23 protein-coding genes and 2 pseudogenes are annotated in these 24966 nt (G+C 70.8%); 18 read left to right on the top strand and 7 right to left on the bottom strand.

The window, feature by feature from the left end; all coding sequences use genetic code 11:
* Positions 1-165: 165 nt before the first annotated feature.
* From ACTWQN_RS09565 to ACTWQN_RS09525, 9 genes are all read left to right on the top strand, one after another.
* Entirely contained in the window at positions 166-1002 is an 837-nt protein-coding gene (locus ACTWQN_RS09565; RefSeq protein WP_443203007.1) for an SIR2 family NAD-dependent protein deacylase, read from the top strand.
* Positions 1003-1192: 190 nt separating this feature from the next.
* Positions 1193-2479, top strand: coding sequence for an NlpC/P60 family protein (locus tag ACTWQN_RS09560; protein WP_443203006.1), 1287 nt, complete (start codon positions 1193-1195; stop codon positions 2477-2479).
* A gap of 249 nt (positions 2480-2728) precedes the next feature.
* Positions 2729-3358 carry an acyl-CoA-like ligand-binding transcription factor gene (locus ACTWQN_RS09555; protein ID WP_443203005.1) on the top strand — a complete coding sequence of 210 codons (630 nt, stop codon included), beginning with the start codon at positions 2729-2731 and terminating at the stop codon, positions 3356-3358.
* 88 nt (positions 3359-3446) lie between these two features.
* A complete protein-coding gene (locus ACTWQN_RS09550; protein ID WP_443203004.1) occupies positions 3447-5021 on the top strand; it encodes an FAD-dependent monooxygenase in 1575 nt (524 codons plus the stop codon).
* Positions 5022-5182: 161 nt separating this feature from the next.
* The gene (locus ACTWQN_RS09545; RefSeq protein ID WP_443203003.1) at positions 5183-6301 is read left to right on the top strand and encodes an AAA family ATPase; all 1119 of its coding nucleotides are present in this window, start codon (positions 5183-5185) and stop codon (positions 6299-6301) included.
* A gap of 86 nt (positions 6302-6387) precedes the next feature.
* A complete protein-coding gene (locus tag ACTWQN_RS09540) occupies positions 6388-7269 on the top strand; it encodes a DUF58 domain-containing protein (protein WP_443203170.1) in 882 nt (293 codons plus the stop codon).
* A 2-nt stretch (positions 7270-7271) separates the two neighbouring features.
* Entirely contained in the window at positions 7272-8252 is a 981-nt protein-coding gene (locus ACTWQN_RS09535) for a VWA domain-containing protein (RefSeq protein WP_443203169.1), read from the top strand.
* Positions 8253-8314: 62 nt separating this feature from the next.
* Complete coding sequence (locus ACTWQN_RS09530; protein WP_443203002.1) at positions 8315-8902, top strand: class I SAM-dependent methyltransferase; 588 nt, start codon at positions 8315-8317, stop codon at positions 8900-8902.
* 37 nt (positions 8903-8939) lie between these two features.
* Entirely contained in the window at positions 8940-9662 is a 723-nt protein-coding gene (locus tag ACTWQN_RS09525) for an MgtC/SapB family protein (RefSeq protein WP_443203001.1), read from the top strand.
* 14 nt (positions 9663-9676) lie between these two features.
* Here ACTWQN_RS09525 and trxA read toward each other — a convergent pair whose 3' ends face one another.
* Together trxA and ACTWQN_RS09515 are read right to left on the bottom strand one after the other, a co-directional pair.
* On the bottom strand, positions 9677-10027 hold the full coding sequence (gene trxA, locus ACTWQN_RS09520; protein WP_443203000.1) for a thioredoxin: 351 nt from the start codon (positions 10025-10027) through the stop codon (positions 9677-9679).
* 111 nt (positions 10028-10138) lie between these two features.
* Complete coding sequence (locus tag ACTWQN_RS09515) at positions 10139-12994, bottom strand: FAD-binding and (Fe-S)-binding domain-containing protein (RefSeq protein WP_443202999.1); 2856 nt, start codon at positions 12992-12994, stop codon at positions 10139-10141.
* Between the two features lie 248 nt (positions 12995-13242).
* Here ACTWQN_RS09515 and fabG point away from each other — a divergent pair, with 248 nt between their 5' ends.
* From fabG to ACTWQN_RS09500, 3 genes are all read left to right on the top strand, one after another.
* Complete coding sequence (fabG, locus tag ACTWQN_RS09510; RefSeq protein WP_443202998.1) at positions 13243-13947, top strand: 3-oxoacyl-ACP reductase FabG; 705 nt, start codon at positions 13243-13245, stop codon at positions 13945-13947.
* A 208-nt stretch (positions 13948-14155) separates the two neighbouring features.
* Positions 14156-14926, top strand: a complete 771-nt coding sequence (gene fabI, locus ACTWQN_RS09505) for an enoyl-ACP reductase FabI (protein ID WP_443202997.1) — start codon at positions 14156-14158, stop codon at positions 14924-14926.
* A 66-nt stretch (positions 14927-14992) separates the two neighbouring features.
* The gene (locus ACTWQN_RS09500; protein ID WP_443202996.1) at positions 14993-16012 is read left to right on the top strand and encodes a ferrochelatase; all 1020 of its coding nucleotides are present in this window, start codon (positions 14993-14995) and stop codon (positions 16010-16012) included.
* A gap of 210 nt (positions 16013-16222) precedes the next feature.
* On the opposite strand, the gene ACTWQN_RS09495 is transcribed toward ACTWQN_RS09500, so the two are convergent.
* Complete coding sequence (locus tag ACTWQN_RS09495) at positions 16223-16996, bottom strand: Rv1486c family protein (RefSeq protein ID WP_443202995.1); 774 nt, start codon at positions 16994-16996, stop codon at positions 16223-16225.
* A gap of 138 nt (positions 16997-17134) precedes the next feature.
* On the opposite strand from ACTWQN_RS09495, the gene ACTWQN_RS09490 reads away from it, so the two are divergent.
* The 4 genes and pseudogenes from ACTWQN_RS09490 to ACTWQN_RS09475 form a co-directional block, all read left to right on the top strand.
* A complete protein-coding gene (locus tag ACTWQN_RS09490; protein ID WP_443202994.1) occupies positions 17135-17944 on the top strand; it encodes a DUF3097 domain-containing protein in 810 nt (269 codons plus the stop codon).
* Between the two features lie 162 nt (positions 17945-18106).
* Positions 18107-18538: an NfeD family protein gene (locus ACTWQN_RS09485; protein ID WP_443202993.1), complete on the top strand. Its 432-nt coding sequence runs from the start codon at positions 18107-18109 to the stop codon at positions 18536-18538.
* Positions 18539-18620: 82 nt separating this feature from the next.
* Positions 18621-19124, top strand: a pseudogene (locus tag ACTWQN_RS09480) (SPFH domain-containing protein); the annotation flags it as partial.
* Positions 19125-19475: 351 nt separating this feature from the next.
* Positions 19476-19613 (top strand): annotated as a pseudogene (locus ACTWQN_RS09475) (SPFH domain-containing protein); the annotation flags it as partial.
* A 290-nt stretch (positions 19614-19903) separates the two neighbouring features.
* On the opposite strand, the gene ACTWQN_RS09470 reads toward ACTWQN_RS09475, so the two are convergent.
* The 4 genes from ACTWQN_RS09470 to ACTWQN_RS09455 form a co-directional block, all read right to left on the bottom strand.
* Positions 19904-20290, bottom strand: coding sequence for a VOC family protein (locus ACTWQN_RS09470; protein ID WP_443202992.1), 387 nt, complete (start codon positions 20288-20290; stop codon positions 19904-19906).
* 4 nt (positions 20291-20294) lie between these two features.
* Positions 20295-20990 carry an AraC family transcriptional regulator gene (locus ACTWQN_RS09465; protein WP_443202991.1) on the bottom strand — a complete coding sequence of 232 codons (696 nt, stop codon included), beginning with the start codon at positions 20988-20990 and terminating at the stop codon, positions 20295-20297.
* Between the two features lie 2 nt (positions 20991-20992).
* Positions 20993-21118, bottom strand: coding sequence for a hypothetical protein (locus tag ACTWQN_RS09460; protein WP_443202990.1), 126 nt, complete (start codon positions 21116-21118; stop codon positions 20993-20995).
* A gap of 153 nt (positions 21119-21271) precedes the next feature.
* Entirely contained in the window at positions 21272-21976 is a 705-nt protein-coding gene (locus ACTWQN_RS09455) for a GntR family transcriptional regulator (RefSeq protein WP_443202989.1), read from the bottom strand.
* A 66-nt stretch (positions 21977-22042) separates the two neighbouring features.
* Between ACTWQN_RS09455 and ACTWQN_RS09450 the strand changes: the two genes are divergently transcribed.
* The gene (locus ACTWQN_RS09450) at positions 22043-23320 is read left to right on the top strand and encodes an MFS transporter (protein WP_443202988.1); all 1278 of its coding nucleotides are present in this window, start codon (positions 22043-22045) and stop codon (positions 23318-23320) included.
* Between the two features lie 108 nt (positions 23321-23428).
* A complete protein-coding gene (locus ACTWQN_RS09445; protein WP_443202987.1) occupies positions 23429-24868 on the top strand; it encodes an aldehyde dehydrogenase family protein in 1440 nt (479 codons plus the stop codon).
* Positions 24869-24966 lie beyond the last annotated feature (98 nt).

Genomic DNA, 24966 nt, shown 5'->3' with positions numbered 1-24966 from the left:
GCGAAGGTAGGAACCGGGTGTTTCGCACGGGCTTGCCGAGCGTTACCACGATGCAAAGCGGCCTTCACATGCCCTGGTCCAGGCGGTGTGAGCAGCGAGACGGTGTGAGTAGCGAGACGGTGGCCGACGACACGCTCGCCGCGGCGGTCGTGGCACGGTGGAGTCGTGACGCGACGAGGCATCGATGGCCGGGACGGCGAGGAGTGGCGCCGCGCCCGCGAGCTGTTCGCCGGGGCACGCCGGATCACCGCCCTCACCGGCGCCGGGGTGTCGACGGCTTCCGGCATTCCGGATTTCCGCGGTCCGAACGGGGTGTGGACCAAGGACCCGGCCGCCCAGCGGCTCAGCGACATCGACAGCTACCTCGCCGATCCGCAGGTGCGCGAGCAGGCGTGGCGCAACCGGGCCGCGCACCCGGCCTGGCGGGCCGAACCCAACGCCGCGCACCGCGCCTTCGTCGACCTGGACCGCTCCGGGCGGTTGGGCGCGCTGCTGACGCAGAACATCGACGAACTGCACCAGCGCGCCGGGCTGGCCCCGGACCGGGTGCTCGAACTGCACGGCACGATCTTCCGCACGGTGTGCCTGGGCTGCGGCGCGACCGGACCGATGAGCGCGGCGCTGGAGCGGGTGGCCGCCGGTGAGCCGGACCCGCCCTGCCGTTCCTGCGGCGGCATCCTGAAGTCGGCCACCGTCTCCTTCGGACAGTCCCTGGACGCCGACGTGTTGCGCGGTGCCCAGCGCGCGACGCTGAACTGCGACCTGTTCCTCGCGGCTGGCACCTCGCTGACGGTGCACCCGGCGGCGGCCTTCACGGCCCTCGCGGTCAAGGCGGGTGCGGATCTGATCATCTGCAACGCCGAGCCGACGCCTTACGACGACCTTGCTGCGGCGGTGCTGCGCGAACCGCTGGTCGAGGTGCTGCCCGAACTGGTCGCGGTGCCGGTGGTCGATTCGCCGAACCCGCTGCGCACCTGGGGAGATCCCAGCACCTGGAACTGATCCCGCGCTTCGGTACTCGTGACCTCCTGGTTCGCTGCGCACTCCGGTGACTCAAGTGGCTGATGCTGTGCGAGTCACGATCGTGTCAGGTGGTGCGCTCGGGGCGGCAGTGGCAAAGTTCGACTGTCGTGCAACTCCAATCGGCCCAACGTTCGACCGCCGATCGGCGTACTAGCTGGAGGTGACGGTCGTGTCGCGATCCCGGGGCATGCGCAGAACTGCCACGATCACGCTGCTCGCCGCCGTCGGCCTCGCACTGCCCGGCATCGGTGCGGCCGTGCCGCCGCCGCCCAACCCCAGTGACGCCGAACTGAACGCCGGGCGCGCCACCACGCAGAGCATGGCCGGTGCGGTCGGCGAGCTGGCCAACCGACTGGCCGAGACCGAGTCCCGGTTGGTCGGCCTGCAGGCGCAGGTCGAGATCAAGATGGAGGACGCGAACAAGGCGCGCGTCGATCTCGGCCGCGCCGAACGCGCCTACGACGACGCCCGCCAGGCCGCCGACGCGGCCGGTGCCGAGGCCGATGGCGCCGCCCAGCAGATCGAGCAGCAGCGCAAGCGGCTCGACGAATTCGCGGCCAGCAGCTACCGGCAGGGCAGCCAGGTCGGCTCGATCACCGCGTTCGTCGGCGCGAAGGACCCGCAGGACGTGCTGGACCGCGCGGTGTTCCTGGACGCGATCAGCGAATCGCAGCTCGACGTGCTCGACGACCTCGAACGCGCCCGGGTCGACAAGGCCAACAAGGATTCGCTGGCCCGCGCGGCGCTGCACGACGCCGACGCCAAGCGCGCGGCCGCCGACCAGGCGCGCAGCGCGGCGGAGACCGCGGAGCAGACGGCCATCACGGCGCAGTCCTCCCAGGTCGAGCAGGCGCGCCGGTTGGAGGCCGACAAAGCCGGTGTCGAGGTGCAGCTCGCCGAGGCGCGCTCCCACGTGGCCGGGCTGGAGGCGCAGCGCGACCGGTATGCGAGCTGGCAGGCGGCGAAGCAGCAGGAGGAGGCCGCCGCGCAGGCGGTGCACACCGGTGCCCCGGCGGTGGGTCCGCAGCCCACTGGCCGGTCGGTCGAGGTGGTCATCGGGCGGGCGCTGTCGCAGTTGGGCGTGCAGTACGCCTGGGGCGGCGGGACTTCGCGCGGGCCTTCTCGGGGCATCCGGGACGGGGGAGTGGCCGACACCTTCGGCGACTACGCCAAGGTCGGGTTCGACTGCTCGGGCCTGATGCTCTACGCGTTCGCCGGTGCCGGTATCGAGCTCGACCACTACAGCGGTTACCAGTACCAGTCCGGACGCCGGGTGCCGGTGTCGCAGATGCGGCGCGGCGACATGCTGTTCTGGCAGGACGGCGGTCGCATCCACCACGTGGCGCTCTACCTCGGCGACGGCCGGATGGTCGAGGCCCCGTACTCGGGCTCGCGAGTCCGAATCACCCCGGTCCGCTACGGCGGCCTCGCGCCCTACGCGGTCCGGATGCTCTGACGCCGCGGATCGCCTGGCGCGGCAATCCGGTCGGCTGGCGGCATAGCGGATCCGCCCGGTGGACCCTTCGATCCGCTCCGCCTTCGCGGCGCTCAAACCGGAACTCGTGCCCACCGCCGGAGCTGAAGTGTCCGATGTGGACACTCCGGAATGCTGGGTCACCTCCGCGAGGGCTGCGGGCCGCCGTTGGCTCAATCTTGCCGGTTCGGCATCTTTGCAGTTTCGGCAAGATTTGCTAAGTTGGTTGGCATGACGGCTGGAGACGACGACGCCATCGGCTTGCGGGAGCGCAAGAAGCGGGAGACCCGGCTGGCGCTGAGCCACGCCACGATCCGCCTGTGCGTCGAGCGCGGGTGGAACAACTTCACGGTGGAGGACATCGCCGCCGAGGCGAACGTGTCGGTGCGCACCTTCCGCAACTACTTCGCCAGCAAGGCCGAGGCGATCGCCGCGAAACACCTGGAGCGGATGCTGCGGATCGCCGAGCAGCTGCGCGCGCGGCCCGCCACCGAACCGCTGTGGGACTCGATCTACCACGCCGTGCAGGCGCAGTTCACCTCGGGCGACGAAACAGCGCAGCCGTCACCCGGCGGCGAGCGCTGGATGGCGGCGACCCGGCTCATGCTGGCCGAACCGGCGTTGCATGGCGAGATCCTCAAGGCGAACGCGGTCGCGCAGGACGAGCTGGCCGAGGCGATCGCCGAACGCACCGGCACCGACGTGGCCCACGACCTGTATCCGCAACTGGTCGCCGCGGTGGTCGGCGCGGCCAACTCCGTGGCCGTGGCGCACTGGATGCGCGGTGATTCGCCCGGCTCGGTCGTCCCGCTGCTGCGCGAGGCGTTCGACCAGATCGAGGCAGGTCTTCCAGTCCCGTAACCAAAAACCCCGCTAGTCGATCCAGCCCGGTCGTTGCCGGGCCGATCAGTCATGCCCTTTTCCGATCGCATCCAAGGAGAACACCCCGATGATCGCTGATGTCGTCATCGTCGGCGGCGGCCCGAACGGGCTGATGCTGGCCAGCGAACTGAGCCTGGCCGGGATCAAGCCGATCGTGCTGGAACGCCTGCCCGTGCCGAGCGAGGAACCGAAGGCGAACGGGCTGCTCGGGCAGGTGGTGCGCATGGTCGACCGCCGCGGCCTGCACGAGCGCCTCAGCGGTGGTCCAGGGCTGCCGCAGCCGAACTCCGCGTACTTCATGTTCGCCGCGATGGGCCTGGACCTGAGCCTGCTGGCCGACAGCCCGATCTACGCCCTGCCGGTGCCGCAGCGCCGCATCGTGCAGGTCCTGCAGGAACGCGCCCTGGAGCTCGGCGTGGAAATCCGGCGCGGACACGAGGTCGTCGGCCTGTCGCAGGACGACGACGCGGTCACCGTCGACGTCGCGGGTCCGGACGGGCCGTACCAGCTGCGGGCCCGGTACCTCGTCGGCGCGGACGGAGCCCACAGCGTCACCCGCAAGCTGTCGGGCATTGGTTTTCCCGGCGTCACCTACGACCGGATGACCCTCCGGTCAGCGCACGCGACGGTTCCGGCGGAATGGGTCGATCCCGCCACCGGCGCGCTGCACGTGCCCGGCTACGGCGCTGTTCTGCCGTTCCTGCCGCACCGCACCGAGCACGGCGGGTTCTCCTACGCGCCGCTGCCCGGGCACCCGCCGCTGATCAGCGCCACGGAATCGGACCAGCCCGACACCGGTGCGGCGATGAGCCTCGACGAGTTGCGGGCGAGCGTCCGCCGTGTGCTCGGCGTCGACGTGCCGCTTGGTCCACCTGAGGGCGCGGGGCCGCACGTGCTGCGCCGGTTGACCGGCGGCAACACCCGGGTCGCCGAACGGTTCGCCCGGGGCCGGGTGTTCCTGATCGGCGACGCCGCCCACGTGTACTCCGCCACCGGCGGCGGATCCGGGCTGAACCTCGGCCTGCAGGACGCGATCAACCTCGGGTGGAAGCTCGCCGCCGAAATCCGCGGCGGCGCTCCGGCCGGTCTGCTGGACAGCTACGAGATCGAGCGGCGACCAGCCGCCCGCCGCATGGTGGTCAACGCGCAGGCGCAGGCGGCGCTCATCGCTCCGGGCGGCGACGTGACCGGATTGCGCGAACTGTTCACCGAATTGCTCCGCGACCGCGACACCGTGCAGCGCCTCGCCGAACTCACCGCGGGCAGCGACATCCGCTACGACATGGGCGCCGACAACCCGCACCCGCTGGTCGGCCGGTTCGCCCCGGACCTGGACCTGCACACCCCGACCGGCACGGTCCGGCTGGCGGAGCTGACCAGAACCGCCCGGCCGCTGCTGCTCGACCTCACCGAAGACGCATCCCTGGCGGAGGCGTTGTCGGACCGGCTCGACCAAGTGGACGTCGTGACCGCCCGCGCGCAGGACCCCGCGGCCACCGCCCTGCTGCTTCGACCGGACTGCTACGTGGCCTGGGCATCGGCATCACCTCGTCCGGACGCAGCGGAGCGGGAGGCGCTGCGGGCGGCCGCCCATCGGTGGTTCGGTCCCGCAGAACTCGCCCGCACCGCAGTGGGGGCCTAGCTGAGGGCTGCGGCAACCGGTGTCCGGTGGGCTTCACAGCGGTCATACCGGTTGTGCGGTTGGGTGTGCGTGGGGCATTGCCCCCGCGCGGGCCTGCTGTGGCCGCGTGTCAGGATCTTGATCGGCCGACAACGGCCGCATCGACGAGGAGGCTGGGAGACGTGACCGACGCGGGCAACGGTGAGAGCGGGGGCGCCGGGGCCGCGGCGGCGCGCCCGGCCGATCAGGTGAGCACCCCGGCGCGCGACGCGCAGTTGCTGGAGCGCACCGTCTTCGAGGTCAAGCGGGTGATCGTCGGTCAGGACCGGCTCGTCGAGCGGGTGCTGACCGGACTGCTGGCCAAGGGCCACATCCTGCTGGAAGGCGTGCCCGGCGTGGCCAAGACGCTGGCGGTCGAGACCTTCGCGCGGGTCGTCGGCGGTTCGTTCGCCCGCCTGCAGTTCACCCCGGACCTGGTGCCCGCCGACATCCTCGGCACCCGGATCTACCGGCAGGGCAGTGAGCGCTTCGACGTCGAACTCGGCCCGGTGCTGGCCAACTTCGTGCTCGCCGACGAGATCAACCGCGCCCCGGCGAAGGTCCAGTCGGCGCTGCTGGAGGTGATGGCCGAGCGGCACGTCTCCATCGGCGGCCATAGCTACCCGATGCCCGCCCCGTTCCTGGTGCTGGCCACCCAGAACCCGATCGAGAACGAGGGCGTCTACCCGCTGCCGGAAGCGCAGCGCGACCGGTTCCTGTTCAAACTGCCCGTCGAGTACCCCTCGGCGGAGGAGGAGCGGGAGATCGTCTACCGGATGGGCGTCACCGTGCCGGAGCCCAACCCGGTGCTCAACCCCGAGGAGCTGATCCGGCTGCAGAACGTGGCGTCCGGGGTGTTCGTGCACCACGCCCTGGTCGACTACGTCGTGCGGCTGGTGGTGACCACCCGGATGCCCAACGACCACGGCCTGTCCGACATCGCCGGATGGGTTTCCTACGGTGCCTCGCCGCGCGCCAGCCTCGGCATCGTCGCCGCCGCGCGAGCGTTGGCGCTGGTGCGCGGCCGGGACTACGTCCTGCCGCAGGACGTGGTGGACGTGGTGCCCGACGTGCTGCGGCACCGCCTGGTGCTGTCCTACGACGCGTTGGCCGACGGGATCCCGGTGGAGCACATCGTGAACCGAGTGCTGCAGACCGTGCCGTTGCCGCAGGTGTCGGCCCGGCCGCAGCCAGGTCCGCCCACGCCGGTCGGCCCGGTCAGTTACGGGCAGCCGCCGCTCGGGCCCAACCCGCACCAGTGAGGAGCGACGCAGCCGTGTCGGCACCACCCCATTCGGGCCATGGCGACCGCCCGGCCTGGGCGCCACCCGCGCTGGACACCGGGCGGATGGAAGCCGCGCTGCGGACGCTGGAACTGAGCGTGCGCGGTCGGCTCGACGGCCTGTTGCAGGGCAACCACCTGGGCCTGGTACCCGGGCCGGGCACCGAGCCGGGCGAGGCGCGCAGCTACCAGCCCGGCGACGACGTGCGGCGGATGGACTGGGCGGTCACCGCGCGCACCGCCGAACCGCACATCCGGCAGACGGTGGCCGACCGGGAGCTGGAGACCTGGGTGGCGATCGACCTGTCGCCGAGCCTGGACTTCGGTTCGGCGGCCTGCGACAAGCGGGAGCTGGCCATCGCAGCCTTGGCCGCCGTGATGTTCCTGACCAGCGGCGGCGGCAACCGGGTCGGCACCGTGGTGGACAACGGCACCGGACCGGTGCGGTTTCCGGCACGCGGTGGCACCGGGTATGCGCGGGCGCTGCTGAAGAAGGTGGCCGAGACGCCGCGCGCCGCCGAAGGCACCCGGGGTGACCTCACCACGCTGCTGGAGTCGCTGCGCCGCCCGCCCCGGCGGCGCGGGCTGGCCGTGGTGATCTCGGACTTCCTCGGGTCGACGGACTGGGAACGCGCGCTGCGCGGTCTGGGTGCGCGGCATTCGCTGCTGGCGATCGAGGTGCTGGACCCGCGCGATCTGGAACTGCCCGACGTGGGCACCGTCCTGCTGTCGGATCCGGAAACGGGCAAGCAGCGGGAGGTGCACACCACCGCGGTGCTGCGCAAGGAATTCGCCGCCGCGGCGGCGGCGCACCGCGACGAGGTCGCGAGCCTGCTGCGGCGCGCCGGTTGCGCGCACCTGGTGCTGCGGACCGATTCGGACTGGATCGCCGATGTCGTGCGGTTCGTCATGGCGCGCAAACGGGGCTGGTCCGGAGGAGCTGCTTGATGTTGAGCCTGTCGGGATTCACCGCGCCGTGGTGGTTCCTGCTGCTGTTCGTGGTCGTGGCGCTGGTCATCGGCTACCTGTGGGCGCTGCGGCGGCGTCGCCGGGACACGCTTCGGTTCAGCAACCTGGCGACCCTGGAGCGGGTCATCCCCGCCCGGCACGGCTGGTGGAAGCACGTGCCACCGGCGCTGCTGGGCGTCGCGCTGATCCTGCTCACCGTGGCGCTGACCGGGCCCACCGCCGAACAGCGGATTCCGCGCAACCGGGCCACCGTGATGCTCACCATCGACGTGTCGCTGTCGATGAAGGCCACCGACGTCGAGCCCAGCCGGTTGGAGGCGGCGAAGGTCGCCGCGAAGGAGTTCGCCGACAAGTTGACGCCGGGCATCAACCTGGGGCTGGTGTCCTTCGCCGGAACCGCGACGGTGCTGGTCATGCCGACGACCGACCGGGCCAGCGTCAAACAGGCCATCGACAGCCTGAAGCTGGCCGAGGCGACGGCCACCGGAGACGGGATCAACGCGGCGATGCAGGCGATCGACTCCTTCGGCAAGATGGTCGGCGGTCCGGCCGGGGCCCCACCGGCGCGGATCGTGCTGATGGCCGACGGCGGGCAGACCATTCCCCGCGAGCTGGACGCGCCGCGAGGCGCCTACACGAAGGCCAAGGAAGCCAAGCAGGCGGGCATTCCGATCTCCACGATCTCCTTCGGCACCAAGCACGGCAGCATCGAGATCGAGGGCGAGCAGGAGTGGGTGGAGGTCGACGACGAGGCGATGCAGGAGATCGCCCGGCTCTCCGGCGGGGAGTTCCACAAGGCGGCCAGCGCCGAACAGCTCCGCGAGGTCTACGAGACGCTCGGCGAGCAGATCGGCTACGAGACCAAGCACACAGACGCCAGCAAGCCTTGGCTGGTGCTCGGTACGCTCGCGGCGATCATCTCGGCCGGGCTCGCGCTGTTCGCCGGTCGTCGATTGCCGTAGTTCGGACGGTTCGGGCAACCGCGCCGCTCCGGGCACTTTCTTCGCGACAGGAGCGCTGGCCGGTGGGAACCGCGGAATTTCTGTGGGAGTTCGTCAAATCGCCGACCACCACCGCCGCAGTGGGACCGAGCTCGCGATCCCTGGCCGAGCAGATGGTGGCGCCGATCCCGCACCGGGGTGAGCCGGTGGTCGTCGAGCTGGGCCCGGGAACCGGCGCCTTCACCGAGGTGATCCAGCGTCGGCTCGGCGGCCGGGGGCGGCATCTGGCGCTGGAGCTCAACTCGCGGTGGGCCGCACAGCTCGGGCAGCGGTTTCCGACGGTGGAATCGGTGTGCGCGAACGCCCGGCAGCTGCCGGAGTTGTTGCGGGATCGCGGATTGCGTGCCGATGTGGTGGTCAGCGGCCTGCCGTGGGTGGCGCACGCGCCGGTCGACGGGGTGCCGCTGATCCGGCTGATCGCCGAGTCGCTGACCCCCGGCGGGTCGTTCACGCAGTTCGCCTACACGTGGACGCGCTGGGCGCCACCGGCCCGCCGCCAGCTCGTCGACCTGCGCGCGGAGTTCGAGGAGACGGTGATCAGCCGAACGGTCTGGCGCAACCTACCGCCCGCCGTGGTCTACCTGGCCCGACGGCCGCACCGGGCGGCCTGATCGTGACCCGCCGACAGCGGTGGGTTACGTTCCTGGGGTGACGGATGCGGTCGTGGCCGGGCTGGGCGAGTTTCCGCTGCTCGTCGAGTTGGGCACCGCCCTGCTGCTTTCCAGCCTGATCGGGCTGGAACGGGAAATCCGCGCCAAGAGCGCCGGACTGCGCACCCACGCCCTGGTCGGTGTCGGCGCGGCCCTGTTCATGCTGGTGTCCAAGTACGGTTTCGGCGACCTGCTGGTGTTCGACCGGGTCTCCTTCGACCCGTCGCGGGTGGCGGCGCAGATCGTCTCCGGCATCGGGTTCATCGGCGGCGGGTTGATCTTCGTGCGCCGCGACGCGGTGCGCGGCCTCACCACGGCGGCCACGGTGTGGCTGGTGGCCGCGGTCGGCATGGCCTGCGGCAGCGGTCTGGTGGTGCTGGCCACCGCGACGACAGCGGTGCACTTCCTGGTGGCGATGGGATATCCGCGACTGCTGCACCTGATGCGCAAATCGCTGCGCGAGCCGCAGGTGCTGCGCATCGGCTACCTCGACGGGTTCGGGGTGCTGCGCGGTGTGCTGACGCTGTGCACCAGTCGCGGCTGGACGGTGATGGACCTCCAGGTGGAGCGCGAGGACACCGATGATCGCGCGCAGCGCACCGCGGTGGTCGCGCTGCGGCTGCGCGGAAAGGTCCCGGCGGCGGCGCTGGTCGAGGAGATCAGCGCCCTGCCGGGGGTGTTGCACGCGGCCGTCGGCGAAGCGTTCGAACCGGGGTTCTAGCGACCGCAGCGGGGTCAGTTCGCGGTCTTGCGAACTTCTTCCATGTCGAGGTCGCGGGCTTGGCCGATGAGGTCCTCGAAGACGTTCTCCGGCAGGGCGCCGGGCTGCTGGAAGACCAGCACGTTGTCGCGGACGATCGCCAGCGTCGGAATCGAGCGGATGTTGAAGGCACCGGCCAGTTGTGGCTGGGCCTCGGTGTCGACCTTGGCGAAGACGATGTCGTCGTGCGTTTCGGCGCTGCGCTCGAAGACCGGCGCGAACATCTTGCACGGGCCGCACCAGTCAGCCCAGAAGTCGATGATCACGAAGTCGTTGGCGGAGACGACCTCGTCGAAGTTCTCGGTGGTCAGCTCGACCGTCGGCATCTGCGTTCCTTCCTGGCTGCTTGCCATTGCACCCGTGCAACACGCGCTGCCCACCCGGCATTCCCGTCGGCCGGGCGGAGGATGCCGGGTGGTGAATTGGGATCAGGACGCTCAAGTGTCGAGGGCGCGGGCGACGAGCGTGGCGAGGTGGACTGGTTCGGTGCCGGTGGTTTGACGCAGCTGGGTGCGGCAGCTGAAGCCGTCGGCGACGACCTCGGTATCCGGGCCCGCATCGCGGACGGCCGGGAGCAGGGCCGCTTCGGCGCAGGCGATCGAGACGTCGTAGTGGCCGCGCTCGAAGCCGAAGTTGCCCGCCAGACCGCAGCAACCCGAATCCAGCACCCGCGCGCGGGTTCCGGTGGCGTCCAACGCGGCCCGATCCGCGGCGAAACCCAGGTCGGCGTACTGGTGGCAGTGGACCTGCACCAGCGCCTCCGGGCCGGTTGCGGTGCGCTGCCACTGCGCGCGGGTCGGCTCGATCCACTCGGCGAAGGTCCGCGTCGCCGCCGCCAGTGCCGCGACATCCGGATCGTGCGGCGCGAGTTCCAACGCGTCGTTGCGGAGGAAAGCGGTGCAGCTCGGTTCCAGCCCCACGACCGGCAGACCCTGGTCCAGCTGGGGGCGCAGGATTCGGGCGGTGCGGCGCAGCGCCGCGCGGGCGGTGCCGAGTTGTCCGGTCGAATACCAGGTCAGTCCACAGCAGACCGGTTCGCGCGGGATTTCCACCGCCTGGCCCAGCTTTTCGAGCGCCACGACCGCATCCCGGCCGATGTGCGGGTCGAAGTGGTTGGTGAAGGTGTCCGGGAACAGCACCACGCGGGTGGTTGCCGCGCCGTTGGGCCGGTGCCGGTCCGACCACCACGTCTGTAGTGTCCGCGCGGCCAGGCGCGGCACCGCGCGACGCGGGTCGATGCCGCCGAGTCGCTTGAGCACCGGCGCCAGCGGTCCGGTGAGCACCCGGTTGGCCAGTCGGGGTGCGTGCTTGCCCAGGGCCAGCCACAACGGCAGGAAACCCATCGAGTAGTGCGCGGCCGGGCGGACGCGGTGCCGGTAGTGGTGGTGCAGGAACTCCGCCTTGTAGGTGGCCATGTCGACGTCGACCGGGCAGTCCGACTTGCAGCCCTTGCACGACAGGCACAGGTCGAGCGCATCGCGTACCTCCGGCGAACGCCAGCCGCCGCCGATCACCCGCCCGGCCAGCATCTCGAACAGCAGGTGCGCCCTACCACGGGTGGAGTGCTTCTCCTCCTTCGTCGCCCGGTAGCTCGGACACATCACCCCGCCCGTGGTGTTCAGGCACTTGCCCATGCCCACGCAGCGGCGGGTCGCGGCGGCGAGATCGCCGGAGTCGGCGTGCAGCGCCAGCGCGGTCCGGGTCGGCAGCCGGGGTGGTGCGACCAGCAGCCGAAGGTCGGCGTCGACCGGACGCGGACGCACGATCTGGCCGGGGTTGAGCAGGTCCTCGGGGTCGAAGGCGGCCTTGAACCGCTCGAAGGCCTTGATCACCTCGGCCGGGTACATCCGGGTCAGCAGCGCCGATCGCGCCTGGCCGTCACCGTGCTCACCGGAGACCGAACCGCCGTGCGCGACGACCAGGTCGGCGGCGGCCTCCATGAACGCCCGGTACTCGCGCGCCCCCGTCGACGACAGCAGGTCGAAGTCGATGCGGACGTGGATGCAGCCATCGCCGTAGTGCCCGTAGGTGACCCCTCGGCGGCCGAAGCGGGCCAGCAGCGCGTCGAATTCCCGCAGGTAGGAGCCCAACCGCTCGGGTGGCACGGCGGCGTCCTCCCAACCGGACCACCGCTCGGAACCGGCCATCCGCGTCGAATACCCGGAGCCCTCTTCGCGGATCTTCCACAGCGCGGCCATCCGCGCCGGATCGGTGTGGATCACGCTCTGCGCGCGCTCACCCATCGCCTCGGCGATGCGCCGCGCCGCCTCCTCGGTCTCGCCCCGGTCGGCGCCGCCGGATTCCACCAGCAGCCAGCTGCGCCCGCCCGGCAGCAGCGGCAGCGCGGGCGAGCTCGGGTTGCGCTGGCGCACCACGTCCACGAGTTCCGCGCTGAGTCCCTCGATGGCCAGCGCCGCCAGCCCGCGCAGCCGGGGTACCTCGTCGGCCGCGGCGTAGCTGTCGGGAAAACCGAGCACCGTCATCGCCCGCACCGGCGGCGAGGGCACCAGTTCGACCGTCGCCCCCAGCACCACCGCACAGCTGCCCTCGGTGCCGACCAGCGCACGAGCCAGGTGGAACCCGTTCTCCGGCAGCAGCTGGTCCAGGTTGTAGCCGGACACGCGGCGCGTCAGATCCGGGAACGACCGGCGGACCAGGTCACCGACGTCGTCGCGCAATGCGCGCAGCTGCTGGTACAGCCGCCCGGTCCGGTCGCCACGCGCGCACAACCGGTCGAGTTCGGCCGTCGGGGTCGCGCCGACCTCGATGCGGGTGCCGTCGGCGAGCAGCACGTCCAGCGAGCGCACGTTGTCGACCGTCTTGCCCCAGGCCACCGAGTGCGTACCGCAGGAGTTGTTGCCGATCATCCCGCCGAGCGTGCAGCGGCTGTGCGTGGCCGGATCCGGCCCGAAGGTCAGGCCGTCACCGGCGACCGCGGCGCGCAGCGAGTCCAGCACGACGCCGGGCTGCACGCGGGCCAGCCCGCGCTCGGCGTCGACCTCCAGGATCTTGTTGAGGTGCCGCGCGAAGTCCAGCACCAGACCAGGCCCGACGGCGTTCCCGGCGATGCTGGTGCCCGCGCCGCGACCGGTGATCGGCACACCGTGCTGGCGCGCGATGGCCACCGTCGCCGCCACGTCGTCCTCGGTGCGCGGGAACACGACACCGATCGGCACCTGGCGGTAGTTGGAGGCGTCGGCGGCGTACAGCGCGCGCGTACCGGGGTCGAAGCGGGCCGACCCGGCCAGTACCGCGCGCAGCTCGGCGGCGATTTCGTCGGACGTTCGGGCCATCGAAGCGCCTCCCGGATCTCGGTAATCCTCGGTGCCTTGCGTTTGATCTTGGGGTTCGGCTACCCGCACGCTACGCAAACGAGTTGAAGAACACGCGCCTAGCGCAGTCTGCCGGTCGTCGTCGCTGTAGGTGGACCACGACACGGTGCAGGTATTTCTGTATGGAGGCGATGAGCGGCCGGTGACCGCGAGCGGATAATGTCGCGGCTGAAACGAATCTTGCGGTGTTGTTCGAGGGGAGATCCACAGTGGCACGGTCCGTACTGGTGACCGGTGGTAACCGCGGCATCGGATTGGCCATCGCGAAGGCCTTCCAAGCCGCCGGGGACAAGGTGGCGGTCACACACCGCGGATCGGGTGCGCCGGACGACCTGTTCGGGGTGCGCTGCGATGTCACCGACCCGGAGCAGGTGGCGGCGGCCTTCGACGAGGTCGAAGCCGCGCACGGCCGGGTCGAGGTGCTGGTGGCCAACGCCGGTATCACCGACGACACGCTGCTGCTGCGGATGAGCGAGGACCAGTTCAGCCGGGTCATCGACGCCAACCTGGCCGGTTCCTACCGGGTGGCCAAGCGGGCGGCCAGCAGCATGCTGCGCAACCGCCGGGGCCGGATGATCTTCGTCTCGTCCGTGGTCGGACTCTCCGGTGGCGCCGGGCAGGCCAACTACGCGGCGAGCAAGGCGGGACTGGTGGGCCTGGCCCGCTCCATCGCCCGCGAGCTGGGTTCGCGCAGCATCACGGCCAACGTGGTCGCACCCGGCTTCGTCACCACCGACATGACCGACGCGCTGCCCGAGGAGCGCAAGAAGGAGATCCTCGGCCAGATCCCGCTGGCCCGGTTCGCCTCCGCCGACGAGGTGGCGGCCACCGTCGAGTGGCTGGCCTCGGACGCGGCGGGTTACATCACCGGCGCGGTGATCCCGGTCGACGGCGGCCTCGGGATGGGGCACTGAATGCCTGTCGCCGCACTCGCTTCACGTGGCGGTGCGGGTCGCTCAGGTGAGCCAAGCGGCTGCGCCGCTGCCAAGAACAAGATCAAAGCCAGACTCTGAGGCCACCTCGGACGGACACAGTGGACGATTCGGGTTCCCGCGCCGGACAGCGGTACCGGTGGGAATTCCGAGTGCCGACGCACCTGATCAAGCACAGCGGAGGGTTTTCGTGAGCGGATTGCTCGAAGGCAAGCGGATTCTGGTCACCGGCGTGATCACCGACGCGTCGATCGCGTTCCACGTCGCCAAGGTCGCCCAGGAGCAGGGGGCCGAGGTGGTGCTCACCGGGTTCGGCCGGATGAGCTTGGTGGAGCGCATCGCGGGTCGGCTGCCCAAGCCCGCGCCGGTGCTGGAGCTCGACGTGACCAACACCGAGCACCTCGACAGCCTCGCCGACCGGGTCCGCGAGCACGTCAGCGGGCTCGACGGCGTGCTGCACTCGATCGGCTTCGCACCGCCGTCCTGCCTGGGTGGCGACTTCCTGGCGGCGCCGTGGGAGGACGTTTCCACCGCGCTGGAGGTCTCGACGTACTCGCTGAAGTCGCTGAGCACCGCCGCGCTGCCGCTGCTGGGCGAGGGCGCCTCGATCGTCGGCATGGACTTCGACGCCCGCGTCGCCTGGCCCGCCTACGACTGGATGGGCGTGGCCAAGGCCGCGCTGGAGTCGACCTCCCGCTACCTGGCGCGTGAGCTGGGGCGCCGTCACGGCGTGCGGGTCAACCTGGTGTCGGCGGGTCCGGTGCGCACCATGGCGGCCAAGTCGATTCCGGGCTTCGGCGACCTGGAGGCCGGTTGGAGCGACCGCGCTCCGCTGGGCTGGGATGTGAACGACCCCACTCCGGTGGCGAAGTCGGTGTGCGCGGTGCTGTCGGACTGGCTGCCCAAGACCACCGGCTCGATGATCATGGTCGACGGCGGCGTGCACGCCCTCGGGATCTGAAACACCCCTCGGCCGGGACCACCACCCGATTCCGGCCGAGGGGCTGTGCAGCGGCATCATGGTTGGGTGAGTTTCGATGCGTTGCTGTTCCTGTCGTTCGGAGGGCCCGAGGGTCCGGCGGAAATCCGACCGTTCCTGGAGAACGTCACCAGAGGCAGGGGAGTGCCGCCGGAACGCCTCGATGACGTTGCCGAGCACTACCACCACTTCGGCGGGGTGTCGCCGATCAACCGGCTCAACAAGGACATCATCGGCGCGCTGCGGGGCGAGCTGGCCGCGCAGGGCCGTGAGCTGCCGGTCTACTTCGGCAACCGCAACTGGCATCCGATGATCGAGGACACCGTCGCGGAGATGGCCGACGACGGGGTGCGCCGCGCGCTCGTGTTCGCCACCTCCGCCTGGGGCGGCTACTCGGGGTGCAAGCAGTACCACGAGGACATCGCGCGGGCCCGCGCCGCCGTCGGTGACCGGGCCCCGGAGCTGGTGAAGCTGCGGCAGTTCTTCGACCACCCGCTGTTCATCGAGGCAGGCGCCGACGCGGTGCGCCGCGCCTTCGCCGAGCTGGACCCGGCGCTGCGCGCGCAGGCTCGGCTGGTGTTCACCGCGCACTCGGTGCCGCTGCGGGCCGATGCGCAGGACGGGCCGGACGGCCGCCCGAACTGGTACTCGCGGCAGGTCGCCGAGGCGTCCCGGCTGGTCGCGGAGGCGGTCGGGGTGGACGGCTACGACGTGGTGTGGCAGTCGCGCTCCGGGCCGCCGCAGGTGCCCTGGCTGGAACCGGACATCTGCGACCACCTCGACGACCTGCACGCCAAGGGCGTCCATGCGGTGGTGGTCAGCCCGATCGGGTTCGTCTCCGACCACCTCGAAGTGATCTGGGACCTCGACAGCGAAGCCAAGGAGAAGGCCGCCGAGCTGGGCATGGGCTTCGTCCGCGCCGCGACGGCGGGCCCGGACCCCCGCTTCGCGAAGCTGATCGTCGAGCTCATCGCCGAACACACCGACGGCACCCAACCGCGCAAACTCTCCACCATGCCGATCGCAGGCTCCACCACCAACGGCCAACCCTGCGCCCCAGGCTGCTAACCCCGTTCGAGTGAGTTTTTCGAGGTGAGGGGCACCCTTCACCAAGTAACTTGGCTAAAGGTGCCCCTCACCTACCACTCGATCGATGGTTATGCGCGCTGAGAGGTGGTGGCGAGCCGGTCGAATTCGCCTGTGCGGCTACGGGTGAAGGGCACCTTTTACCCAGTTACTTGGGAAAAGGTGCCCTTCACCTTTGTCTGATCGGGTGGTTCAGGTTTTTCCGGCGCGGTCGGCGAGGACGCGGACCATTTCGGCCACCGAGGCGCGGCGGGCGGCTCGGACCGCGTCGAACAGCGGGCGCAGCGCCTCGGTGCGACCCCGGATCGCCGAGGCGGACAAGGCGCCGCCGGGCGCGTCGTCGGTGGCCACCCACAGGATCGCCTCGACCTCGGTGGCCCGCTGCAAGATCCGCAGGGCGCGCTGCGGCACCTGCTCCGGCCACCGCGGCGCCGGGCGGGCGGCGATGGTCTCGGCGATCTCCTCCCGCACGCCCGGTCGCTGCTTGGCGACCCCGAGATCGATCAGCGCACTCGCGGCTTCGCGCATCGCCGAGGCCATGCCGTGCTCGGCCTCGCCGATCGGCAGGTGCTCGGCCGGTGGCAGATCTTCGATGCCGAAGGCGGTCCAGCGCAGGATTCCCTCGGCGATGCGCTGCGGGACCAGCCCGAGACCGGCCTCCGGCAGCACGACGGCTTCACCGACGCGCATCGCCAGCTTCGCGAACGGACTCGACCCGCCGAGACCGCGGGCGTCGCCGGGCACCGGCAGCACCAGCTCACCGTTGCCCGCCCCCGCCTTGCGCAGCGCCGCCAGCAGCAGCGCCGGACCGGCTGGGGTTTCCTGCGGGCCGGGCAGGTCCAGCCGCGCGGCCAGATCCGCGTCGGCGGCTAGTACTTCCTGCGACTCGGCCCAGGTTTGCAGGGCATCGAGCACGTCGTCCGAGGCGGCAGCACCGTGTAGCCAGGCGGACGTCCAGACAACCATCGTGGCGCTTGGGCAAGGCACGTCGAGGAGGGTACGTACCGATCCACCGGCGCGTTGCTCGGGGGCTTTCGACTGTGATCTACGCTGCGCGGCGCGCCGCACCCCACGATGTCCCCGATCGGATTACCGTGGCGCCTCGTGCGTTCGGTCAACTACGGCAAGGACATCCTCGCGGGCCCGCGACGTCGGAAAGTCCCGGAGATCCCCGCCGAGCCGGGCCTGGTGGTCGAAGACCCGGCGAGCGGGTTCTGCGGCGCGGTGCTGCGGGTGGACAAGGACACCGTCGTGTTGGAAGACCGCCACGGGACGCAGCGGTTGTTCCCGATGCGCCCGGCGGCGTTCCTGTTCGAAGGAAGACCGGCGACGCTGGTGCCGGTGCGCGGTGGCGCCGAGGCGAAACGGACGCGTTCGGCGTCCGGGTCGGTGCGCGTCGAGGGCCTGCGAGCGCGCACCGCGAGGGGCAGCCGGATCTGGGTCGAAGGCCTGCACGACGCCGAGCTGGTGGAGCGGATCTGGGGGCACGACCTGCGGGTGGAGGGTGTGGTCGTGGAGCCGCTGCACGGCGTCGACGACCTGCCGGGCCTGCTGGCCGAGTTCGGCCCCGAGCCGGGGCGCCGGGTCGGTGTGCTGGTGGACCACCTGGTGCCGGGCAGCAAGGAGTCGCGCCTGGTCGAGGGCATCGACGACCCGCACGTGCTGGTCACCGGCCATCCGTTCGTGGACATCTGGGAGGCGGTCAAGCCGCAGGCGGTGGGTATCCCGGCTTGGCCGCGGGTGCCGCGCGGGACGGACTGGAAGCAGGGGGTGTGCGCCGAGCTGGGCTGGGGTGAACCGGCCGAGGGCTGGCGGCGGGTGTTGGCGGCCGCGTCGAGCTTCCGGGACGTCGAGGCTCCGCTGCTGGCCGCCGTCGAGCAGCTGATCGACTTCGTCACCGAGCACGGCTCGTGACCGGAGCCCGCGTTGCCGCGATCGGGTGGCCGGTGACGGAGCAGGCGGCAGACCCGGCGAAGTGGTGCGTGCCGTCGCGGCGGCGAGCCTCCGGAGTCACGCGTTGATCACACCGGCCGAATCCGCCTTCGGGGGCTTCGGATGTCTGCCACCATGGGAAATATGACTCCCGCGCTGCTGTGGCTGATCGCCGGGGTACTGCTGGTCGCCGCCGAGGTGCTCTCCGGGGACTTCGTCCTGGTGATGCTCGGTGTCGCGGCGTTGGGTGCCGCCGGTGCCTCGGCACTTGGCGCGCCGTTGATGGTGGACGCCGTGGTGTTCGCGGTGCTGGGACTGGGGTTGATCTTCGTGGCACGACCCGCGTTGAAGCGCCGGATGCAGGTGCAGCGCGAACTCAAGACCAATGTGGATGCGCTGGTCGGCAAACGGGCCCAGGTGGAATCCAAAGTGGATGCGCACGGTGGCCAAGTGCGCATCGAGGGAGCACTGTGGTCGGCGCGGGCGTTCGACGAGACCCAAGTCATCGAGGTCGGCGAGACCGTCACCGTGATGGAGATCGCGGGCGCGACCGCTGTCGTGTGGGCGGAGCCGTGAAGAGAGGGATGTTCGCGTGACCGAACTGATCGTGCTGGTGGTCGTGGTGCTGCTGGTGCTCATCGTCGCGGTGAAGTCCGTGATGGTGGTGCCGCAGGCCCAGTCGGCGGTGATCGAACGGCTCGGCAAGTTCCGTTCGGTGGCCGAGCCCGGCCTGAACTTCCTGGTGCCGTTCCTGGACCGGGTTCGAGCTCGCATCGACCTGCGTGAGCAGGTCGTGTCGTTCCCGCCGCAGCCGGTGATCACCCAGGACAACTTGACGGTGTCGATCGATACCGTGGTGTACTTCCAGGTCACCGATTCGCGCTCGGCGGTGTACGAGATCTCCAACTACATCATCGCGGTGGAGCAGTTGACCACCACCACGCTGCGCAACGTGGTCGGGGCGATGAGCCTGGAGGAGACGCTGACCTCGCGGGATGCGATCAACACGCAGCTGCGCGGCGTACTCGACCAGGAGACCGGACGGTGGGGCATCCGGGTCGCGCGGGTGGAGCTGAAGGCGATCGATCCGCCGCCGTCCATCCAGGACTCGATGGAGAAGCAGATGCGCGCCGACCGGGAGAAGCGCGCGATGATCCTCAACGCCGAAGGCGAGCGGGAGTCGGCGATCAAGACCGCCGAGGGTCAGAAGCAGGCTTCGATCTTGGCCGCCGAGGGCCAGAAGCAGGCGGCCATCCTGGGCGCGGAGGCCGACCGGCAGTCCAGCATCCTGCGCGCGCAGGGTGAGCGGGCCAGCCGGTACCTGCAGGCGCAGGGCCAGGCCAAGGCCATTGAGAAGGTCTTCGCGGCGGTCAAGCGCGGCAAGCCGACCCCGGAACTGCTGGCCTACCAGTACCTGCAGACGTTGCCGCAGATGGCGCAGGGCGACGCGAACAAGGTGTGGGTGGTGCCCAGCGACTTCGGCAAGTCCCTGGAGGGCTTCGCACGGATGCTCGGCGCCCCCGGCGACGACGGGGTGTTCCGCTACGAGCCGCCGACCGAGGAGGTTCCGGCCATCGCGCCGGAAGAGGAAGAGGAGTCGGTCAAGGCCTGGTTCGACACCTCGACGACCCCGGAGGTCGCGGAGGCGGTTCGGGCCGCCGAAGCGGTGGCCCGCAAGGAGGTGCCCAGCCCGAGCGTCGGCGGGGCGGCCGTGCCCCCGGCCATCGCGGAGCCCGGTGCCCCGGCGCAACCCCCGGTGTCCGATGAGGACCGGTCCGAGTGATGTCCGCTTCGGCCTGAAGGCGCGGCCATCCCTGGTCCGCGTGGTGTGGGCCCGCACCTCCGTCTTGAAGGCGGAGCACCGGCCCACATTCCGCTAGGACTTCCTGTCGAAGGGGGCACTCGGTCGCGGGTGCCCCCTTCGGTCCCCCGGGGTGTTGGTCAGATGCCCGCGTAGGTGCCGAAGCTCCAGCTGTTGCCCTCCGGGTCCCGGACGGCGAACTCGCGGGAGCCGTAGTCCTGGTCCCGGGGTTCGTGGGTGACTTCGGCTCCGGCGGCGACGGCGCGTTTGTAGAGTTCGTCGGGATCGTCGGTGACCGCGTAGATCCCGGCGGAGCCCTTCGGTTTCGCGAACGGGTGCCCGGCTTCGCAGGTGCCGATCATGACGCCGCCGCCGTGCGGCCAGCGCAGTTCGGCGTGCGCGATCTTGCCGTCGTCGTCGTTCACGATCAGGGTTTCTTCGAATCCGAAGGCCTCGACCAGGAAGCGGATGCCCGCCTTCTGATCGGCGTAGGGGACCAGTGGCCAGATTCCTGGGTTCGTCGTCATGGCATCAGGATGCGTCCGGCAGGTGCGCGGCGCCTTGGAGGAATGGAAGATCCTGGGACATCCACCGCGATGGGGACAGTCCCGCGAACTCCCGCCAATCCCGGTTGAAGTGGGCCTGGTCGGAGTAACCGCAGGCGACCGCGACGTCGGCGAAGCCGCGGTGGACTCCGGCGATCAACAGGCGGCGGGCCTGCTCGAAGCGCATCACGCGACCGATGAGCTTGGGGGACAGCCCGAACTCGCGGCGGAACCGCACGCCGAGGTGTTGGCGGCTCCAGCCGACTTCGGCGGCCAATGCCGCGATCGGGAGGTGGCCGTTGGTCTCGGTCATCCGCCGCCAGATCCAGCCGAGTTCAGGGGCGGGCAGGGCGGCCGGGGCGGCGAGCCGCAGCAGCGCCTCGTTGAGGCGCGCGAAGCGTTCGGTCCAGGTGGTCGCCGTGTGCAGCCGCTCGGCGAGTTCGGTTGCGGCCCGGCCGAGGATCGCGGTGAGGTCGACGCTGCGGTCGACGAGTTCACCGGCGGGCATGCCCAGCAGGGCGCGGGCGCCCAGCGGGGTGAGGCCCAGTTGGATGCCGTGTTGCAGTTCGCCGTGGTTGATCCGCACCACCTGGGCGTGCAGACCGGCGGCGAGTGCGGTGAGCGACTGATCCGGTCCGGTCGTGGCAGCGATGTCGACCGTGTCGTCCAGGGCGATGACCACGGTCAGGCTCCGCGATGGCAGCCGTGGTGCACGCCGGGCGCGGAGCGCACGCGGTATCCGGTGCAGTCGGTGATCAGCGACCGCAGCCGGGGCGGTGGCATCGCTGTGACGGCCTGCATCTCAGCCACGCCCCGAAGGCTAGGCGGTGCCCCTGACGGATGCGGCACGAATGCGGTACCCGTCCGAGTCGGCGCGATGATTCTATAACCATAATCACTTCAGTGTCGAACGAAATTATCGATCTCGGACCGCGCCAGACCTAAACAACAAGCTTCGGAACGCTACGCGTCGTCGGGGTCGAGGTAGGGGCCGCCGGAAACCCCGAGTGCGCGGACGGTGCCGAGCAGGTGCTCGCGCAGCCGGGTCTTGGCCAGTTCCGGGTCGCCGTCGCGGACCGCTGCCGCCAGTTCGGCGTGCTGGTGGGTGATCCGGGGGCGGATCGCGTGGGTGCGGGCCGTGGCGGTGATGCGCATCTGCTTGTCGCGCAGCGCGTTGTAGAGATCGGCGACCACGGGATTGCCTGCTGCGGCCACGAGCGTGGCGTGGAAGGCCCGGTCCGCCTCGTGCATCTCGGCGTCGCTGAGTTCGCTGGTGTCGCAGGCCGGGTGCGCGGCGAGTTGGTCGCCGACAGCGACCATCGCCTCCTGGCCCTGCACGGCGAGTTTGTCGATGGCGAAGCTCTCCAGCGCCAGCCGGGCTTCCACGACGGCGCGGGCCTCGGTGGGGGTCACCGGCACCACGAGCGCGCCGCGTTTCGGGTACAGCCGCAGGAATCCTTCGGTCTGCAGCCGCAGGAACGCCTCGCGCACCGGCGTGCGCGACATCTGCAGCACACCGGCCACCTCGCCTTCGGACAGCAGGTAGCCGTCGGGGAAGCTGCCGTCCAGCAGCCCTGCCTTGACGTGCTGGTACGCCCGGTCTGCGGCGGGGGCCTCCGCGTTGTTGGCGGCGGAGGACGCGGTTTCGCGTGATGTTGCGCTCGACACGAGGGCATCGTACTTCCACCCATCTTGTATCTATGATGGATACAAGATGGGTGGGGAGGAACTCAGGTGTCCCGCACGGTCAAGACCACGCCACTGGCCCGGGAGCAGGCCGAACGCCGCCACCGCGCGCGCGTGTCGTGGCTGGTGTGGGGCGTCGGCGCGATCTGCTACTGCGCGGCGCTGTTCCACCGCGCCAGCCTGGGCGTCGCCGCGCCGGAAGCCCTGCAACGCTTCCACACCCCGCCGACGGTCCTGGCGTTGTTCTCCGCGTTGCAGCTGGGCGTTTACCTCGTCCTGCAGGTGCCGTCCGGCCTGCTGGCCGACCGGCTGGGACCCCGGAAGGTGATCACCGGCGGCATGGTGGCGCTGGCTGTCGGATCAGCGGTCTTCGCGGTCAGCGGTTCGGTCGTCGGCGGCATCATCGGTCGGATGCTCATCGGCTTCGGCGACGCGTTCATGTTCACCAACGTGCTGCGACTGGCCGCCCACTGGTTCCCGCCGCACCGGTTCGGCAAGGTCGCGGCGCTGACCGGGCTGGCCGGTGGGCTGGGACAGGTGGTCTCGACGCTGCCGCTGAGCCTGTCCCTGCACGGTCTCGGCTGGGTGCCGACCTTCCTGGGGGCGGCCGCCCTGACCCTGGGTCTGGCGGCGGTCGCGGGGCTGGTGATCCGGGACCAACCCGGACACGCCCCGCTGGCGCACGAAGCGCCGCAGCCGCCGGAGCGGATCAGGCACGCGCTGCGCGACGTGCTCGCGCAGCGCGGCACCCGGCGCGCCTTCTGGGTGCACTTCGTGCTGATGGCGCAGTTCCTGGCCGTGACCACGCTGTGGGGCGCGCCGTGGCTGACGAAGTCGCAGGGCCACGGCCAGGCCGAGGTGGGTTCGCTGCTGCTGCTCAGCGTGCTCGGCTTCATCGGTGGCGCGTGGTTCGCCGGGCAGCACATCTCCGGTCGGCCGCGGCGCAGGGACCGCTTCACCCTGGCGCTGTCCGGCGTGATCGTCGTGGTTTGGGCGGTGCTCGTCGGCTGGCCGGGTGTGCTGCCGCCGCCGGTGCTGGTGGTGGCGCTGGTGGCCATCGGTGTCGGTGGCGGCGGGGCGATGCTGGCCTTCGACGGGGCGCGGCTGGCCAACGCGGCGCACCGGTCCGGCACCGCCTCGGGTGTGGTGAACATGGGCGGGTTCACCGCGGCGGTGCTGATCCAGTTGCTGGTGGGCGCGGTGTTGCAGGCGGCGTCGTTGCTGCCCGCGGTGCAGGCCTACCGCTGGGCGTTCGCGCCGGTGTTGGTGCTGTCGGTGGCGGGCACCCTGGCGCAGTGGCGGTTGCGGGAGCCGAAGGCGAGCTGATCGCGTCCCGGCGAGCCGCCTTCACACCTCCGGCCGGGCGGATAGGGTCGGTTGGCGACGCGGCACCCGGTCGGCCAACGGCGGTCGGCCCGGCGATGGAGGCTCTTTTTGACCACGGCGCTGGAACTGCACAACTTCGTCGGCGGCGAGCCCGCGGACACCCTGGCGGGGGAGACCCTGCCGCTGGTGGATCCCAGCACCGGCGAGGAGTACGGCACCAGTCCGTTGACGCGCTGGATGGACGTGGACGCGGTCATGGCGGTGGCCGCTACGGCGTTCGAGTCCTGGTCGCAGACGACGCCCCGGCAGCGGCAGCAGGTGCTGCTGGACGTCGCCGACGCCGTCGAGGACCGCGCCGAGGAGCTGGTGGTGGCCGAGTGCCGCAACACCGGCAAGCCCTGGTCGGTGGTGCGCGATGACGAGCTGCCGATGGCGGTGGACCTGATCCGCTTCTACGCCGGTGCCGCCCGGGTGCAGGAGGACGGCGCGGGCGGTGAGTACCAGTCCGGGTACACCTCGTTCTCCCGGCGGGAACCGATCGGGGTGTGCGCACAGGTCACGTCGTGGACGCATCCGCTGCTGCTGGCCGCGGCGAAGTTCGCACCGGCGTTGGCGGCGGGCAACACGGTGGTCCTCAAACCCGCCGAGACGACCCCGGTGAGCACCGCGCTGCTGGTGGAGATCGCGGGTGAATTCGTGCCGTCGGGTGCGTTGAACCTGATCTGCGGTGACCGGGACAGCGGGCGCGCCATGGTGGCGCACGAGGTGCCCGGGATGTTCTCGATCACCGGCACGGTGCGGTCCGGGATGGAGGTCGCGGGTTCGGCGGCGGCCGACCTCAAGCGGGTGCACCTGCAGCTGGGCGGCAAGGCCCCAGCGGTGGTCTTCGACGATGCGGATGTACCGCGGGCGGCGCGGCGGATCGCGGCGGCTGCCTTCGGCAACGCGGGGCAGAGCTGCACGGCGGCCAGCCGGGTGTTGGCCGGGCCGGAGGTGTTCGAGGAGCTGGTGGCCAGGTTGGCGCAGTGGGCCGAGGTGATGCGGCCGGGTCCGCCGCAGGATCCGGATGCGGCGTTCGGGCCGTTGAACAGCTTGGGGCAGTTGGAGATCGTGCAGGCGCACCTGGATCGGTTGCCCGAGCACGCGCGGATCGTGGCAGGTGGGCGGCGCAAGGGGGAGCGCGGGTTCTTCCACGAGGCGACGGTGGTCGCCGGTGTGGAGCAGGAGGACGAGCTGGTGCAGAACGAGGTACTCGGCCCGGTGCTGACCGTGCAGCGCTTCGGCAGCGAGCGGGAGGCCGTGGAGCTGGCCAATGGGGTGCGCTACGGGCTGGTGGCGAGCGCGTGGACGCGTGATCATTCGCGGGCGTTGCGGGTGTCGCGGCGGTTGCAGGCGGGCACGGTGTGGATCAACACGCACGAACCGCTGACCGCGGAGATGCCGCACAGCGGGTTCAAGCACTCGGCGTCGGCGCGTGATTTCGGCCGATACGGCTTGGAGGAGTACAGCCGGATCAAGCACGTGATGTCGGCCTGGGACGAGGGGTAGGTGTTCGCGCCGCTAGCCGCCGGTTTCCGGGGTGCGCATGGCGATGGCCAGCAGGGCCGCGGCTGATCCGGTGAGTTGCGATGGTGACCGCGGTCAGC

Origin of the sequence: Saccharopolyspora antiqui (assembly GCF_052246905.1) — a bacterium.
GTDB lineage: Bacteria > Actinomycetota > Actinomycetes > Mycobacteriales > Pseudonocardiaceae > Saccharopolyspora.
The sequence above is the reverse complement of the archived record's forward strand: the minus strand, read 5'-3'. Positions and strand labels throughout refer to the sequence as shown.

Excerpts from the sequence above, each read along its gene's own strand:
- ACTWQN_RS09485 (WP_443202993.1), top strand. The coding sequence starts at position 18,107 with ATGACTCCCGCGCTGCTGTGGCTGATCGCCGGGGTACTGCTGGTCGCC.
- ACTWQN_RS09515 (WP_443202999.1), bottom strand. The coding sequence starts at position 12,994 with ATGGCCCGAACGTCCGACGAAATCGCCGCCGAGCTGCGCGCGGTACTG.
- ACTWQN_RS09495 (WP_443202995.1), bottom strand. The coding sequence starts at position 16,996 with ATGGTTGTCTGGACGTCCGCCTGGCTACACGGTGCTGCCGCCTCGGAC.
- trxA (WP_443203000.1), bottom strand. The coding sequence starts at position 10,027 with ATGCCGACGGTCGAGCTGACCACCGAGAACTTCGACGAGGTCGTCTCC.
- ACTWQN_RS09470 (WP_443202992.1), bottom strand. The coding sequence starts at position 20,290 with ATGACGACGAACCCAGGAATCTGGCCACTGGTCCCCTACGCCGATCAG.
- ACTWQN_RS09555 (WP_443203005.1), top strand. The coding sequence starts at position 2,729 with ATGACGGCTGGAGACGACGACGCCATCGGCTTGCGGGAGCGCAAGAAG.
- ACTWQN_RS09550 (WP_443203004.1), top strand. The coding sequence starts at position 3,447 with ATGATCGCTGATGTCGTCATCGTCGGCGGCGGCCCGAACGGGCTGATG.
- ACTWQN_RS09540 (WP_443203170.1), top strand. The coding sequence starts at position 6,388 with ATGGAAGCCGCGCTGCGGACGCTGGAACTGAGCGTGCGCGGTCGGCTC.